The sequence below is a fragment of the Comamonas odontotermitis genome, from assembly GCF_020080045.1.
In the GTDB taxonomy this organism is placed as follows: Bacteria; Pseudomonadota; Gammaproteobacteria; order Burkholderiales; family Burkholderiaceae_C; genus Comamonas; species Comamonas odontotermitis.
Window position 1 is genome coordinate 2639187 of sequence record NZ_CP083451.1, and the last position, 15469, is coordinate 2654655.

Annotated in this window: 14 protein-coding genes; 5 read left to right on the top strand and 9 right to left on the bottom strand. The window is 62.2% G+C overall.

Going from position 1 to position 15469, the window contains the following annotated elements:
• The first annotated feature begins 35 nt into the window (after positions 1-35).
• A complete protein-coding gene (locus tag LAD35_RS12305) occupies positions 36-1013 on the top strand; it encodes a DnaJ C-terminal domain-containing protein (protein ID WP_224149354.1) in 978 nt (325 codons plus the stop codon).
• 2 nt (positions 1014-1015) lie between these two features.
• A complete protein-coding gene (locus LAD35_RS12310) occupies positions 1016-1342 on the top strand; it encodes a MerR family transcriptional regulator (protein ID WP_224149355.1) in 327 nt (108 codons plus the stop codon).
• Between the two features lie 150 nt (positions 1343-1492).
• Here the strand turns inward: LAD35_RS12310 and LAD35_RS12315 are convergent, their stop codons facing one another.
• Positions 1493-1663: a hypothetical protein gene (locus tag LAD35_RS12315; protein WP_224149356.1), complete on the bottom strand. Its 171-nt coding sequence runs from the start codon at positions 1661-1663 to the stop codon at positions 1493-1495.
• Between the two features lie 351 nt (positions 1664-2014).
• Between LAD35_RS12315 and LAD35_RS12320 the strand changes: the two genes are divergently transcribed.
• Positions 2015-2629 carry a lipocalin family protein gene (locus tag LAD35_RS12320; RefSeq protein ID WP_224149357.1) on the top strand — a complete coding sequence of 205 codons (615 nt, stop codon included), beginning with the start codon at positions 2015-2017 and terminating at the stop codon, positions 2627-2629.
• A 125-nt stretch (positions 2630-2754) separates the two neighbouring features.
• Here the strand turns inward: LAD35_RS12320 and LAD35_RS12325 are convergent, their stop codons facing one another.
• The 4 genes from LAD35_RS12325 to LAD35_RS12340 form a co-directional block, all read right to left on the bottom strand.
• Positions 2755-3507: an ABC transporter ATP-binding protein gene (locus LAD35_RS12325; protein WP_377779929.1), complete on the bottom strand. Its 753-nt coding sequence runs from the start codon at positions 3505-3507 to the stop codon at positions 2755-2757.
• Positions 3504-4283 carry an ABC transporter ATP-binding protein gene (locus LAD35_RS12330; RefSeq protein WP_224149359.1) on the bottom strand — a complete coding sequence of 260 codons (780 nt, stop codon included), beginning with the start codon at positions 4281-4283 and terminating at the stop codon, positions 3504-3506. The genes LAD35_RS12325 and LAD35_RS12330 overlap by 4 nt, the downstream gene beginning before the upstream one ends.
• A 66-nt stretch (positions 4284-4349) precedes the next feature.
• A complete protein-coding gene (locus LAD35_RS12335; RefSeq protein ID WP_224149360.1) occupies positions 4350-5990 on the bottom strand; it encodes an ABC transporter ATP-binding protein in 1641 nt (546 codons plus the stop codon).
• Positions 5983-7131, bottom strand: a complete 1149-nt coding sequence (locus LAD35_RS12340; RefSeq protein WP_224152675.1) for an ABC transporter permease — start codon at positions 7129-7131, stop codon at positions 5983-5985. Before LAD35_RS12340 ends, LAD35_RS12335 begins: the two co-directional genes overlap by 8 nt.
• Before the next feature lie 50 nt (positions 7132-7181).
• On the opposite strand from LAD35_RS12340, the gene LAD35_RS12345 reads away from it, so the two are divergent.
• Positions 7182-7766: a DUF2127 domain-containing protein gene (locus tag LAD35_RS12345; RefSeq protein WP_224149361.1), complete on the top strand. Its 585-nt coding sequence runs from the start codon at positions 7182-7184 to the stop codon at positions 7764-7766.
• 22 nt (positions 7767-7788) lie between these two features.
• Here LAD35_RS12345 and LAD35_RS12350 read toward each other — a convergent pair whose 3' ends face one another.
• Both LAD35_RS12350 and LAD35_RS12355 read right to left on the bottom strand, forming a co-directional pair.
• Positions 7789-8817 (bottom strand): microcin C ABC transporter permease YejB, encoded by a 1029-nt coding sequence (locus LAD35_RS12350; protein WP_224149362.1) that lies wholly within the window; start codon positions 8815-8817, stop codon positions 7789-7791.
• Between the two features lie 137 nt (positions 8818-8954).
• Positions 8955-10814, bottom strand: coding sequence for an extracellular solute-binding protein (locus LAD35_RS12355; protein WP_224149363.1), 1860 nt, complete (start codon positions 10812-10814; stop codon positions 8955-8957).
• Between the two features lie 110 nt (positions 10815-10924).
• On the opposite strand from LAD35_RS12355, the gene fabI reads away from it, so the two are divergent.
• The gene (gene fabI, locus LAD35_RS12360) at positions 10925-11725 is read left to right on the top strand and encodes an enoyl-ACP reductase FabI (RefSeq protein WP_224149364.1); all 801 of its coding nucleotides are present in this window, start codon (positions 10925-10927) and stop codon (positions 11723-11725) included.
• A 107-nt stretch (positions 11726-11832) separates the two neighbouring features.
• On the opposite strand, the gene rhuM is transcribed toward fabI, so the two are convergent.
• Both rhuM and LAD35_RS12370 read right to left on the bottom strand, forming a co-directional pair.
• On the bottom strand, positions 11833-12816 hold the full coding sequence (rhuM, locus tag LAD35_RS12365) for a RhuM family protein (protein WP_224149365.1): 984 nt from the start codon (positions 12814-12816) through the stop codon (positions 11833-11835).
• Between the two features lie 113 nt (positions 12817-12929).
• On the bottom strand, positions 12930-15404 hold the full coding sequence (locus LAD35_RS12370; protein ID WP_224149366.1) for a heavy metal translocating P-type ATPase: 2475 nt from the start codon (positions 15402-15404) through the stop codon (positions 12930-12932).
• Positions 15405-15469: the final 65 nt, after the last annotated feature.

A 15469-nucleotide genomic window follows, 5' to 3' on the forward strand; every position in this document is an offset into this window, starting at 1 on the left:
CGCAGCCAGCCAAAAATCGGGAGCACTCATTCACCATGGATAGCAAAAACTACTACCAAGTTCTCGGAGTGGAAAAAAAGGCCTCGGCGGACGATATCAAAAAGGCGTACCGCAAGCTGGCCCGCAAATACCACCCCGACATCAGCAAGGAAAAGGATGCCGACAAACGCATGGCCGAATTGAACGAGGCCAATGCCGTGCTGTCGGATGCGGAAAAGCGCGCCGAGTATGACGCCATGCTGGACGCGCCGAGCGGCTTTGCAGGCGGGGCGCGTGGCGGCAACCCTTTCCAGAATGCCGAGGGGTTCAATCCGGGCGATTTCAACTTCAGCCGCCAGCACATGGACGGCGACGCCGACTACAGCGATTTCTTCAACCAGATGTTCGGCCAGGCCCGTGCACAGCGCGGCGCTGGCGGGCCCGGCAGTGCGAGCGGCCGCATGCCCCCCATGCGCGGCGAAGACCAGCACGCCAGCATCGAGCTGGATCTGATCGACAGCTACCAGGGGGCCGAACGCATGCTGACCCTGCATGGCCGCCAGGTGGACGAGCACGGCGACGTCGTCACGAAAGAGCGCCAGTTACAGGTCAAGATCCCCAAGGGCGTGCGCGAAGGACAGATGATCCGCCTGGCCGGCCAGGGCGGCCCGGGCTACAACGGCGGCGAAGCGGGCGACCTGCTGCTGGAAGTGCATTTTCGCGCCGACAAGCGCTGGCGCACGGAAGGCAAGGATGTCTACATGCCTCTGCCGGTGGCGCCATGGGAGGCTGCGATTGGCGGCTCTGCCGAGGTGAATACGCCTGCGGGCACGCTGGAAGTGACCATTCCCGCCGGCTGGTCGGCAGGGCGAAAGCTGCGCCTCAAAGGCAAGGGGCTGCCCGCCGCAACGCCAGGTGACCTGTATCTGGAGCTGCAGTTGACCACGCCGCCAGCCGACAGCGCCGAGGCCAAGGCCGCCTACGAGGCGTTTGCCCAGGCCTTCCCTCGCTTCCAGCCCCGCCAAGGAGTCTGAATATGAACCACTACACCGCCAGCATTCACACCACTACGCTGGAAATCCTGGACGACGACGCACTGGACGCCGTCACCCTGGCCCGCGCCTGTCACCGCAGCGTGGAATGGGTGCAGGCCCGCGTCGTGGACGGTGTGCTCACCCCCAGCACCGGCACGCGCCACGCAACTGCCGTAACCAGTTGGCGCTTTGCCAGCCCCTCCATCGTGCGCGCCAGGCGCGTGGCACAGCTTGAGCGCATGTACGACGCCGACCCGCAACTGGCCGCGATGACCGTGGATCTGATGGAGGAAGTGCTGGACCTGCGCCGCAAGCTCCAAGGCTTCTGACAGTGCCGCAGGCAATAAAAAACCGCACCCTATGGTGCGGTTTTCTGTATGACAGCCGGCGGAAAATGCGCCATCCGCATGCCGCGCCTGATCGTGGCAAGCGCGGCATGCGGACGGCACAAAAACGGTTCGCCGCCGCTACGGGGCGAATTAACCGCCCTTGTGCGTACGCTTGCCTGGGTTCTTCTTGGTGCGGGTAGCCACACCGCGAGCGCGGCTCGACTTTTGACCACGGCCTGGGGTAGGCAGGCTCTTGCCATTGGGCAGCGCTGGTTGAGGGGTGAACTTGCGATCAGCTTCCGTAACGATTTTATTGCCCATGCTGGGACCTCGCGATAAAGACAAAACCCTTATTAGGCCACAGAAGCAGCGGAACAAAGAAAAACCAGAGACTAAATCCCACGCATTCGTGCGAAATTAGCCGACTAAACCACGCCAACACCTTGTTTTTCAATAGCCTCATTGCATGGCATTCACGAGGGTGCTTGTAAATTTCTTGAACCTGCTTACGATCCTGTGATCAATCAAGCCATCGAGACTTGCACAAATTCAGCCCAGGCCCCATGTTTTGGCCGCGAGAATATGGCTGTAGAGGCCCGCTTGCCTGGTTGTCTGTCCGTTTGTTTGTACCAGTGCCGCCCATTGTTTATTGCTTGAGGAGAAAGGTTTTCTATGGATGAGCGAGAACCGCAAGATTCCCAGCCCGGTCGCGCGCCGTGGCTGCCTGTGGTCACTGTGGGTCTGTCGGCCCTTGCGGCCTATGCGGTGTACCGGTGGTTCGGCAACCATTCCAGCAAGGTGGTGCCCGCCGCGCAGATCGAGCCGGTGTCCGACTTTGACGTGGAGCGCTTCGTTGGCGACTGGTATGAGATCGCGCGCATCGAAAAAGGCCTGGGCAAGCCGCTGACCCGCTCGCGCATCGAGTACGAACTGCAAGATGACGGCAGCCTGTCCATCACCATGCGGGGCTTTCATGCCGGCACCCACCGCTGGGTGGAATCCACTGGCAATGCGCGCTTTGTCGGATCCCCGCACTTTGGCGCGATGAAAGCATCTTTTCTCGGCCCGTTCTATGAGGGCTACCACATTGTCGCCATCGATCCGAACTACCAGTGGGCCATGATCATGGGCGACACCACGGATTCGTTCAAGTTGCTCTCGCGCGAGCCGGTACTGGACGGCGAAACCACCGAACTGCTGCTCTACCAGGCGGAGCTGATGGGAGTGGAGGCCGAACGCATCCATTGGGTGATGCAGGACGGCGTGAATCCGACGGGGCAATGGTAAGGGATAGAAATCCACTCTGGCGCGCATCCATAAAGCGCCAATAGCTATCAAATTAATATCAAAAAGGAGCATTTCTGCTCCTTTTTGATTTTCAGGCTTTGCACTGACCTTGCCCGGGCCTTCCGTTACACACCAACCAGCCGGGCCCCAGCCCTCTCCCGCTCCAGCAACGCCACCATGCTGCCTTCGAACTGGATTTCGCCCTTCTCCAGCACATAGGCCCGGTCGCTTACCAGTTGGGCGAAGTGCAGGTTCTGCTCGCACAGCAGGATGCTCACGCCATGCGCCTTGAGCTGCAGGATCATCTGCACCATCTGCTCCACGATGACCGGCGCCACGCCTTCCGAAGGCTCATCGAGCAGCACCAGGTAGGGGTTGCCCATCAGGGTGCGCGCCACAGTCAGCATCTGCTGCTCACCACCGCTCATCTGGCCCCCTGGGCGCTCGGGCATGGCTGCCAGATTGGGAAAGAAGGCCAGCAGGCGCTCCGCCGTCCAGTCGCTCGCCACCGTGCCGTCCGGCCAATGGCGGGCAGGCTGGCGGCCCACCTCCAGGTTCTCCAGCACCGTCAGCTCGGTGAAGATGCGGCGATCCTCGGGCACGTAGCCCAGGCCCAGGCGGGCAATCTGCCAGGCTTCATGGTGCGAGATATCGCTCCCGCAAAAACGCACCTGCCCGCTGCGCCGTGCCAAAAGACCCATGATGGCCTTGAGCGTGGTGGATTTGCCCGCACCGTTGCGCCCCATCAGCGCCACCACCTCGCCACGCCGCACGTTCAGCGACACATCAAACAGGATATGGGCCGCGCCGTACCAGGCGTTGAGCTGGCGGGCCTCCAGCAGCACATCTGCGTTTTCAGCATTCACGGCGCCGTTCATGCCGCCTCCCCGTGGGCTGCCGCCTCGTAAGTAGTGCCCTTGCCCAGGTAGACAGCCTGCACTTCGGGGTTGCTGCGCACCTCGTCCGGCGAGCCTTCGGCGATCAGGCGGCCACGCGCCAGCACGATGATGCGGTCCGCATAGGCAAACACCACATCCATGCTGTGCTCGGTGAACAGTACCGCCATGTCGCGCTCGCGCGCCAGGCGCTGCGTCAGCGCCATCAACTGGTGGCGCTCGGCCTGGGCCATGCCGGCCGTGGGCTCGTCCATCAGCAAAAGTGCCGGTTGGTGCGCCATGGCAATGGCCAGTTCCACGCTTTTCACGTCGCCATAGGCCAGTTCGCTGCAGGGGCGATCTGCCTGGGCCTGCATGCCCACCAGCGCCAGCAGGGCAAGCGCCTCGTCACGCCGGAAATCACGTGCCTTCTGCCACAACCCAAAGCTGCGGCCTGCCGCCGACAGCAGCGCCATCTGTACGTTTTCAACCACCGTCAGCGACGCAAAGGTTTCCGCAATCTGGAAGGTGCGCCCGACCCCCAGGCGCCAGATCTCGCGCGGCAGCTTGCCCACCAGCTCGGTGCCATTCAGGCGCACCGATCCGGCGTCTGCCCGCAACTGTCCACCCACCATGTTGAAGATGGTCGTCTTGCCTGCGCCATTGGGACCGATCAAGGCCAGCACTTCGCCGCGCCGCAGCGAAAAGCTGACATCGGCCACCGCCTGCACGCCGCCAAAGCGCTTGCCCAAATGGCTCACCTGCAGCAATTCCGTCATGATTTATGCATCAAAACAATATCCAGCCCTTGCCCATCAAGCGCAATCAGCTATTAAAACAATAGTTCACGGAGCCACCGGCGACAGCTCCAGGCTTGAAGCCATCAGGCGCTGGGTATAGGCCTCGCGCGGGGCGTCCAGCACCTGCATCACTTCGCCCGATTCGACAATCCGCCCGTCCTTCATTACCAGCACCTGGTGCGCCATGGCGCGAATCACCGCGACATCGTGGGTGATCAGCACATACGACAGCCTGCGCTCCTTTTGCAGCCGCTGCAGCAAGGCCAGCACCTGCTGCTGGATGGTGACATCGAGCGCACTGGTGGGCTCATCGAGCACCAGAATATCGGGATTCACGATCAATGCACGGGCAATCGCCAACCGCTGGCGCTGGCCGCCCGAGAATTCGTGCGGGTAGCGCTCAAGCAGACCAGGGAACTGCTCCTCGGTCAGGCCCACTTCTCGCAGCAATGCCAGCACCTGCTGCTGCAGATCGGCGGTGGGCATGCGGGGGTGGGCCAGTTGCAGCCCCTCGCCAACGATCTCCTGCACCGTCATGCGCGGCGACAGGGACGAGAACGGGTCCTGGAACACCACCTGCACCTTGCGGCGCAACTGCTGGTTGGCAGCCGTGTTGCGCTGCGCGGGCAATTGCCAGGGCTGCTGCTCGATGCGCAGCTCACCCGTGCTGGGCAAGAGGCCCAGAATGGCCTGGGCCAGGGTGGATTTGCCTGAGCCCGACTCGCCAATCACGCCCAGTGTCTGGCCCTGCGCCAATTGCAGGCTGGCTTCGCGCACCGCCTCGAACCGACCCTTGCGGAACCAACCCTTGAAGCCCGGCAGCGGCGTGGCATAGGCCACGGACAGGTTCTGCGCCTGCAGCACAGCCTGCGCACCCGCCTGGGGCGCGACGACATCGCGCTGCGGCGTGCTGGCCAGCAGCTTGCGTGTATAGGGATGCTGCGGCGCAGCAAATACCTCGGCCACACTGCCCTGCTCCACCAGCAGGCCTTTTTCCATCACAGCCACCCGGTCGGCAAAGTGCCGCACCAGTGGCAGGTCGTGCGTGATCATCAGCACCGCCATGCCTGTCTCGCGCTGCAGCTCGTTCAGCAGATCCAGAATCTGCCCGCGCAGGCTCACGTCCAGCGCTGTGGTGGGTTCATCGGCAATCAGCAGCTTGGGTTTGCAGGCCAGTGCCATGGCGATCATGGCGCGCTGGCGTTGCCCGCCACTCAACTGGTGCGGATAGCTGCCGGCGCGCCGCTCGGGCTCGGGGATGCCTGTGGTGGCCAGCAGTTGCACGGCCTGCGCCCAGGCCGCCTTGTCCGACAGCCCTTGCTTGAGTTGCAGCACCTCTGCAATCTGCGCGCCCATAGTCATCAGCGGGTTGAGTGCCGTCATCGGCTCCTGAAAGATCACCGCGATCTCATCGCCGCGCACGGCCTGTATCTCACGCTCTGAAATTTGCAGCAGATTGCGCGCACCCATCAAGGCCTCGCCGCGCAATTGCGCGTCACCCACCAGGCGCAGCAGCGACAGTGCCGTCACGGATTTCCCCGATCCGGATTCACCCACCAGCGCCAGCTTTTCGCCCGCATGCATCGAAAAACTCACACCCTTGACCACGTCCTGGCCACCAAAGGCCACATGCAGGTCGCGCACCTGCAACAGCGGTGCGGCCTCTGCCCGAATGGTGTCAACCATGGCGCACCTCCGCGTGTCCGGGCTGGGCAGGCAAGGAAGTCGCTACAGTTTGTGTAGCCGTCTGCGCCTTGTTGGAGGGCGCTGCCGGGGTATTGAGCTGCTTTCTCGGATCGAGTGCATCGCGCAGCGCATCGCCCATGAAGGTGAGCAAAAGCAAGGTGATCACCAGAACACCAAAGGTGGCAAGTGATATCCACCAGGCGTCAATGTTGTTCTTGCCCTGCGAGAGCAGCTCGCCCAGGCTTGGCGTGCCGGGCGGCACGCCCAGGCCCAGGAAATCCAGCGAGGTCAGCGTCAGGATTGCGGCACTCATGCGGAAAGGCAGAAAGGTCACGACCGGTGTCAGGCTGTTGGGCAGAATGTGCCGCCACATGATCTGCCAATTGGGCACGCCCAGCGCGCGAGCAGATTTGACATAGTCCAGCTGCCGGTTGCGCAGAAACTCGGCGCGCACATAGTCTGCCAACCCCAGCCAGCCAAACAGGCTCAGCAGAATCAGCAGCAGCGCCACGCTGGGCGCAAACACCGCGCTGAAGATGATCAGCAGGTACAGCTCGGGCATCGAGCCCCAGATCTCTGACAGGCGCTGCAGCAGCAAGTCGGTCTTGCCGCCGAAAAAACCCTGAATTGCGCCCGCCACCACGCCCAGCAGCACGCCAATGGCCATCAGCGCCAGGCCAAACAGCACGCTGACGCGAAAGCCGTACAGCAGCTGCGCCAGCAGGTCGCGCCCCCTGTCATCAGTGCCCAGCCAGTTGTCGCGCGACGGAGGCGAAGGATTGGGCGCCTTGGCAAAGTAATTGATGGTGGATTTACCGTAGCGGTTGATGGGGAAAATCGCCCAATTGCCATCCTTGGTCAGTTGCTGCTGGATGAAGGGATCGAGAAAATCGGTAGTGGTGTGGAAATCACCACCAAACGTGGTTTCCGGGTAATCCTTGGCCAGCGGAAAGTAGGTGTGCCCTTCGTAGCGCACGACGAGCGGCTTGTCGTTGCTGATCACCTCTGCAAACAGGCTCACCACCACCAACACCACAAAGACCACCAGGCTGTAGAACCCCAGCTTGTTGGATTTGAAGCGGCGCCAGGCACGGGCGGCGGGAGAGCGGCCCGGGGCCGCAGTGGAAACACGCTCGGTCATCGGTATGGTCTGCGGAGACTGTGCTGGCACAGCTCCCCTCCTGTCGCTGAATGGTTGGGCCTGTAGCCGACTATATCGTCATTGAAAGCACCATTGACGGCACTATTGATAGCGCCATTGGCCGACAGCAAAACGGCGCGCCTTCGGCCATGCTGTGCGCCATGCCTGCTGCCAATCCCCCCCATGCCCTGCGCACTGCGCTGCAGGGCATTGCCGTCTTTGAAGCCCTCAAGGGCGTTGCTGCACTGCTGGGCCTTCTGGGTCTCTTGAGCCTGCTGCACCACGATCTGCACCACCTCGCGCTGGAGCTGATCGGGCACTTCGGCCTGTCGCCCGAAGCCCGCTACCCGGCAGTGCTGATCAACTGGGTGGACAGGATCAATGCCAGCTCCATCCACACCCTGGTGCTGCTGGGCTCCCTCTACATCGCACTGCGCTGGCTGGAGGCCTGGGGCCTGTGGCACGACAAGGCGTGGGGCGAATGGCTGGGCGCGCTGTCTGCGGGCCTGTACATCCCATTGGAGATTCGGCACCTTCTGGCGCATCGCCACTGGCAGGGTGCGCTGGTGCTGCTGCTCAACCTCGTGCTGGTGGCCGTGCTGCTGCGCCGCCTGTATCTGCGGCGCAAGGCGTAAGGGGTGGCTGGGCATGCGCGCCTCAGTCAAACTTGACACGCGGATCCACCCACACGTAACACAGGTCGCTGACAAGCTTGGTGACCAGGCCGATCAGCGTAAAGAGGTACAGGGTGCCCAGCACCACCGGGTAATCGCGGCGGATCACGCTCTCGTAGCTGAGCAGGCCCAGCCCATCGAGCGAGAACTGCGTCTCGATCAGGAGCGAGCCGGCAAAGAACGCGCCAATGAATGCCGCAGGAAAGCCGGTCACAATGGGCAGCAATGCATTGCGGAACACGTGGCGCCATAGCACCTGTCGCTCCGACAGGCCTTTTGCGCGCGCCGTCATCACATACTGCTTGCGGATTTCCTCCAGGAAGGAATTCTTGGTGAGCATGGCGGTCACCGCAAAACTGCCCGCCACCATGGCCGTCACCGGCAAGGTGATGTGCCAGAGGTAATCGATGATGCGCGCGCCCCAGCTCAGAGCCTCCCAATTGGACGAGGTAAGCCCGCGCAGCGGAAACCATGCCAGTTGCCCGGCAAACACCACCAGAAGCAGCACGCCCAGCACAAAACCGGGAATGGCATACCCTACCAGCACGAACAGCGAGCTGACCAGATCGAAGCGTGAGCCTGCCCGCACCGCCTTGGCAATGCCCAGCGGCACGGCCACCAGATAGCTGATCAGAAAGGTCCACAGGCCCAGGCTGATGGAGACCGGCAGCTTCTCCTTGATGAGTTGCCAGACGCTCTTGTTCTGAAAGAAGCTGCGGCCCAGGTCAAACCGGGCAAACTGGCCCACCATCTGCACAAAGCGCTCGGCAGGCGGTTTGTCAAAGCCATAGAGCGCCTTGATCTCGTCGAGACGCTTCTGATCAATGCCCTGGCCGCCGCGGTAGCTCATGCCGCCGCCCTCTGCACCACCGCCAGCACCCGCCTTGGCCTCGGCCAGGTACTGCTCCACCGGGCCACCGGGTACGAACTGGATCACGACAAAGGTCAGCAGCAGCACGCCCAGCAGGGTCGGGATCATCAGCAGCAGGCGTTTGAGGATGTAGGCGAACATGCGTGCGGGGCTCCTGCGTCAGGCGTCTGCGTGGCTCACGGAATCGATATCCGTCGAAAATACTATCAAAAACATAGCTCCTTGCGCTTGCACAGTGGGCAGAAAAGGCCTTTTTATCATAGTTTTTCGGGATCGCTTCAAGGCTTGGCTGTTTCTGCCGTCAACGGTGGCAGCCGCGCCCACCAGTTGTTGATGACCCAGGTTTCCCCCGGCGCATAGGCCGGAATCTGCGGCGGCACAACCAGGCGCCAGGCGTCGTACACCATGCGGTGGCTGCCTGCGTAGTACTGCGGAATCAGGTAGTGGCCTGCAACAATGATGCGCTCAAGCGCATGGCAGGCCGGCAGCAGCTGCTCCTCGGTCTTGGCACTGCTCATCTGGGCGATCATGGCGTCGACGGCGGGGCTCTTCAAGCCGATGAAGTTGCCCGAGCCTTCCTGATCGGCAGCGGCACTGCCAAACAGCTCTGCATATTCCTGGCCCGGGTTGTTGGTGCCGGGAATGTTGAGCGTGATGATGTCAAAATCAAACTTGTCCATGCGCTGCTGGTACAGCGCGAAATCCACCACGCGCAGCTTGAGCGTGATGCCCAACTTTTCCAGGTTGCGTGTCCAGGCGCTGACCACCTTGGCGCCCCCTTCGCTGCTGTCCAGGTATTCCAGTACCAGCGGCTCACCCTTGGCATTGCGCAGCAGGCCGTCGCTGCCCACTTTCCAGCCCGCATCTGCCAACAGCTTCTGCGCCTTGCGCAGATTGCCGCGCAGGGTATGTTCGCCCCCCGCTTCGCCTGAGGCACCGTCCGTGCGGGGCGGCTCCTGGATGGGATCCAAGGTTCCCGCAGGCAAATCCTTTTCAAAAGGCTGGAGCAAGGCCAGTTCGGCTGCGCTGGGCGCGCCATGGGTCTCGCAGGCCGTGTTGCCAAACAGGCCATGCACCCGCTGGTAGGCGCCATAGAACATCTGGCGACTCATCCACTCAAAATCGTAGGCCAGTCCCAAGGCCTGCCTTACGCGCGCATCCTGCAAGAGCGGGCGGCGGGTGTTCAGAAAATAGCTTTGAAAGCCCGACGGCAGCTTGTTGGCAAAATCCCCCTTGCGCAGCTCTCCGCTGTCAAAACGCTTGCCATAGAGGCGCCGCGCCCAGTCGCCTGCGCTGAAAAAACGCATCAGGTCGAATTCGCCCGCCTTCAAGGCCTCCAGCCGTGCCGTGCTGTCCCGGTAGATCTTGATGGTGACCTTGTCGAAGTTGTTGCTGCCCACGCGCACCGGCAGATTCTTGCCCCAATAGCCCGGGTCGCGCACGTAGGTGATGTCCTTGCCGAAGTTGACCGGCCCGATCTTGTACGGGCCGCTGCCGATCGGAATGTCGGTCACGATCTGGTCAAACGGCTTGGCCTTGCCATCATCGCCCTTGCCCCAGTCGCGGCTGAAGACCGGCAGACCGCCCACCGTCAGCGGCAGATCGCGGTTGGGCTTTTTGAAGCGAAAGCGCACGGTACGGTCGTCAACCACATCGCAGCCGTCCACATCCACCAGCAGGGTTTTATACCCGGGTGATACATATTTGCTGATCAGCGTTTCATAGCTGTGTTTCACATCCTGCGCGGTGACGGGCTTGCCATTGTGAAAGCGCGCCTCCTTGCGCAGCCGGAAGGTGGCAGACAGGCCGTCTGGCGCCACCACCACATCCTCGGCCAGCAGGCCGTAGCCGGTGGCCGTTTCGTCCAGGCTGCCGGTCAGCAGGCTCTCGAACAGCATGTCGCTCAGGTAGGCCGGGGGCGAGCCCTTGATCGTGAACGGGTTGTATTTGTCGAAGGTGGAGTAACGCAGGCCGCTCACCAGCCGCAGCTCACCGCCCTTGGGGGCGTCTGGGTTGACATAGCCAAAATGCTTGAAATCCGCGCCATAGCGCGGCTCGCCCCACAGGGCATAGGCATGGTTGGCCCAGGCAGGAGCGGCAGCGGCCGCACACAATATCAGCGGAAGGCAAAAGCGCATGCGACAATTCTGCCTCAGCCGGGGGCCTTGCTGCGCATTTTGTGGCGAATGGGCGTCCGACCATTTTTTGGCCGGTCTGCATTGGATCGGTACTTATCAGGAGAAGAACAATGGGTTTTCTGACCGGCAAGAAGCTGCTGATCACGGGTGTGCTGTCCAACCGCTCCATCGCCTACGGCATTGCCAAGGCCTGCCACGAACAAGGCGCCGAGCTGGCTTTCAGCTATGTGGGTGAGCGTTTCAAGGACCGCATCACCGAATTTGCCGCCGAATTCAACTCCAGCCTGATTTTTGACTGCGATGTGGCCGATGACGCACAGATCGAAGCCATGTTCAAGGGCCTGGGCGAGGCCTGGGGCAAGTTCGACGGCTTTGTGCATTCGATCGGCTTTGCACCGCGCGAGGCGATTGCCGGCAACTTCCTCGACGGCCTCTCGCGCGAAGGCTTCCGCATTGCGCATGACATCAGCGCCTACAGCTTTCCCGCCATGGCCAAGGCTGCACTGCCTTACCTGAACGACAAGTCATCGCTGCTGACCCTGTCGTACCTGGGAGCCCTGCGCTCCATCCCCAACTACAACACCATGGGCCTGGCCAAGGCATCGCTGGAAGCATCGGTGCGCTACCTGGCCGAGGCCGTGGGCCGCACCGAAGACGGCCGCGCCATCCGTGCCAACGGCATCTCGGCCGGCCCGATCAAGACGCTGGCTGCCTCCGGCATCAAGGATTTCGGCAAGCTGCTGGGCCGCGTGGCCGATGCCGCCCCGCTGCGCCGCAACGTGACCATTGAAGACGTGGGCAACGTCGCCGCCTTCCTGCTGAGCGACCTGGCCTCGGGCGTGACCGCCGAGATCACCTACGTGGACGGCGGCTTCAGCCAGACAGCAGGCCTGTCGGCCGACCAGGTGTAAGAAGCAGCCCCCGCTTTTTCCGGATAAAAAGGGCCCCGCAAACGGTTGCGTTTGCGGGGCTTTTCTATCGGTTCGAAACCATTACCGGCGATAAAACAGATCACAATTCATCTATCGCCACGGCCTTTTGCCAGCATGTGCATGATCAGACGAATCAGCACGTCCTTTTGCGAGGGATGAGATTCGGCCACCAAAAGCGCCAAGGCCGCCAAACCAACGTCATTGATCACAGGCTGGCCCTCAGAATCCAGCAACCGCCCATTTCGATGCAGGAACTCGACAAATAAAAATGCGCCACTGCGCTTATTACCGTCCGCAAATGGATGGTTCTTGATCACAAAATACAGCAAATGGGCGGCTTTGGACTCAATGCTCGGATAAGCGGGTTCGCCGAACACGCTTTGGTCCAGATTGCCCAGTAGCGCGCCCAGTCCATCTCCCCGCTCTTTTGCAAACAGTTCGGTCGCCTCACCTCGTCGCATCAAATCGGCCTTAAGACCGGCCAGTGCCATTCGGGCTTGATCAACGGTTGGCAACCGACCGCCCGGTTGGGCAAATGGCTCGGTAAGCAAGCCTTCGTCGTAGCGTTGCAGCCATAAAAAGGCATGGGTGTAACGCGTCACGATATCCACCAGCCCGCGACCGGTTTCTACCGTCAATTCCGGTATCTGTGCCGCCTTGCGCACCAACTCCAATGCCGTGTGCAGTTCTGCAGCGTTTGCTTCCAATCTGTGACGATGGAGGGTGTAGCCTCGCGTGAGGTGTTCGCGAAGCACTCCTGTGGCCCATTGGCGAAACTGCACGCCTTGTTGCGATTTGACCCGGTATCCGACAGAGATGATGACATCCAGGTTGTAAAAGCGTACGGGCCTATCGGAATGGGCAACGTGCAAAATTTGCACATTGCTTTCTTCTGCCAACTCGCCTTCCTTGAACACATTGCGGATATGCTTGGTAATTACCGAGCGCTCGCGGCCAAAAAGCTGGGTCATCTGCTCCTGGCTGAGCCAAACGGTATCGCCCTGCACTCGCACATCGACCAGGCCTTGCGGCCCGGAGTAAATGGCAATGGGATGAATTGCATCATGCATGTCTGGTATTACATCAGAACAAAGGGATTGCACTAACCCTTTTTGAGTTGGGCCTCAATATTGGAGGCCAACTTATACGCAGCAACCGCTGACAGCTATTATTTTTATAAACCTCAGTGGTAGCGCTTGAGCCGCAGCGCATTGCCCAGCACGAACACGCTCGACATGGCCATGGCGCCTGCGGCAAACACCGGCGACAGCAGCGTGCCGTAGAACGGGTACAGCAGACCTGCAGCGACCGGAATGAGCGCCACGTTGTAGGCAAAGGCCCAGAACAGGTTCTGGTGGATATTGCGCATCGTGGCGCGCGACAGGCCGATGGCGGTGACCACACCGCGCATGTCACCGCCCATCAGCACCACATCGGCCGATTCGATGGCGATATCGGTGCCCGTGCCAATGGCCACGCCCACATCGGCCTCGGCCAGCGCAGGGGCGTCGTTGATGCCGTCGCCCACATAGGCGAGCGCACCATGCTCGGCCCGCAGGCGCTTGACGGCGTCAACCTTGCCATCAGGCAGCACTTCGGCCACCACCTCGTCAATGCCCAGCTGCCGGGCAATCGCTTCGCCAGTGCGGCGGTTGTCGCCCGTGATCATGGCCACCTTCAGCCCCATGGCATGCAGGCCATCAATGGCCGCCCGCGTGGTGGGTTTGATCGGGTCGGCCACCGCAATCATGGCAGCCAGCTGGCCGTTGATGGCCGTATACAGCGGCGTCTTGCCTTCGGCACCCAGACGTGCGGCATCTTCGGCGAATACCGAGACATCGGCTCCCAGTTGCGCCATCATGCGGTCGGCGCCCACCTCTACCCGGGCGCCGCCCACCTGGGCCCGCACCCCAAAGCCGGTCACCGATTCAAATCCGGCCAGTTGCGGCATCTGCAGGCCTTCCGCCTTGGCGGCTTGCACGATGGCCTGCGCAATCGGGTGCTCGGACTGGCTCTCGACGGCTGCCACCGCAGACAGCACCGCAGCGCGCTCAAAGCCGGGCGCCAGCACCAGGTCGGTCAGGGCAGGCTTGCCTTCGGTCAAGGTACCGGTCTTGTCAACGGCTACGACCTTGGCGTCCTTGAGCAGTTGCAGGGCTTCGCCCTTGCGCAGCAGCACGCCCAGCTGCGCAGCGCGGCCCGTGGCCACCATGATGGAAGTGGGCGTGGCCAGCCCCATGGCACACGGGCAGGCAATGATCAGCACCGCCACGGCGTTGACCAGGGCAAAACTGAGCGCAGGCGCGGGCCCTGCCAGCAGCCATACTGCAAATGTGAGCACGGCGGCAATCATCACGGCCGGCACGAACCACATGGTCACCTTGTCCACCACCGCCTGAATCGGCAGCTTGCCGCCCTGCGCCTGCTCCACCATGCGGATGATCTGCGCCAGCACCGTCCCTGCCCCCACCTTAGTAGCTTCCAGGGTCAGCGCGCCCTTCTGGTTGACAGTGCCGCCCACCACCTCGGCGCCCACCTCCTTGCGCACGGGCACCGGCTCACCGCTGATCATGGATTCATCCACAAAGCTGTCGCCTGCGGTCACCACGCCGTCGACGGGAATGCGCTCACCTGGGCGCACCTGCACGGCATCACCCTGGCGCACCTCGGCAATCGCCACCTCCACCCACTCACCACTGCGCTGCACCAGCGCAGTCTTGGCCTGCAGTTGCACCAGGCGCTTGATGGCCGCAGAGGTATTGCCCTTGGCCTTGGCCTCCATGAAGCGGCCCAGCAGGATCAGCGCAATGATGACCGCTGCCGCCTCGAAATACACATTGACCGTGCCCGCCGGCAGCCACGACGGCGCAAATGTGGCCACCACGGAGTAGAGATACGCCGCAGACGTACCCACCGCCACCAGGGAATTCATATCGGGCGCTGCGCGCAACAACGCTGGAATGCCCTTGGCGAAAAAGCGCCGCCCAGGCCCCGCCAGCGCCAGCGTCGTCAGCACAAACTGCAGCAGCCAACTGGCCTGCTGCGGCAGCCACTGGCTGACCCAATGGTGAAAGCCGGGGATCAGGTGCCCACCCATCTCCAGCACAAACACCGGCAAGGCCAGAGCCGTGGCAATGAGCAGGTCACGCTTCAAGGCCTGCAATTCATGCTGCTGGCGCTCGCTTTGCTGATCGGCGGCCGCCGTAGCGTCCTGTATCGGCCGGGCTTCATAACCTGCCTTGGCCACCGCCGCCAGCAAAGCTGGCAGCGCCACTTCGCCCGTGGCCTTGATGGATGCCCGCTCGGTGGCCAGATTCACGGTGGCGCCTTGCACGCCTGGCACGGCCTTCAAGGCACGCTCGACCCGGCCGACGCAGGACGCGCAGGTCATGCCCTCCACGGCCAGCTCAATCTGCTGCACAGGCACGGCATAGCCCGCCTTGGCGATGGCTGCAATGGCATCACCGCCCACAGCCGATGCCTGCGCGTCGGCAGCCAACTGCAGGCTGGCACGCTCGGTCGCCAGATTCACCGAGGCACTTTGCACGCCCGGCACGGCTTGGAGGGCACGCTCCACCCGCCCTACGCAGGATGCGCAAGTCATCCCTTCAATGGGCAGCTCCAGCGTGGCGGGGTTCTTCAGGATTGCTTGGGTCATGGCGTTCTCATCTTTGTTGGATCACGTTGTCCGCCACTCTAAAGATTGCCATGGTGTGAAGGTCA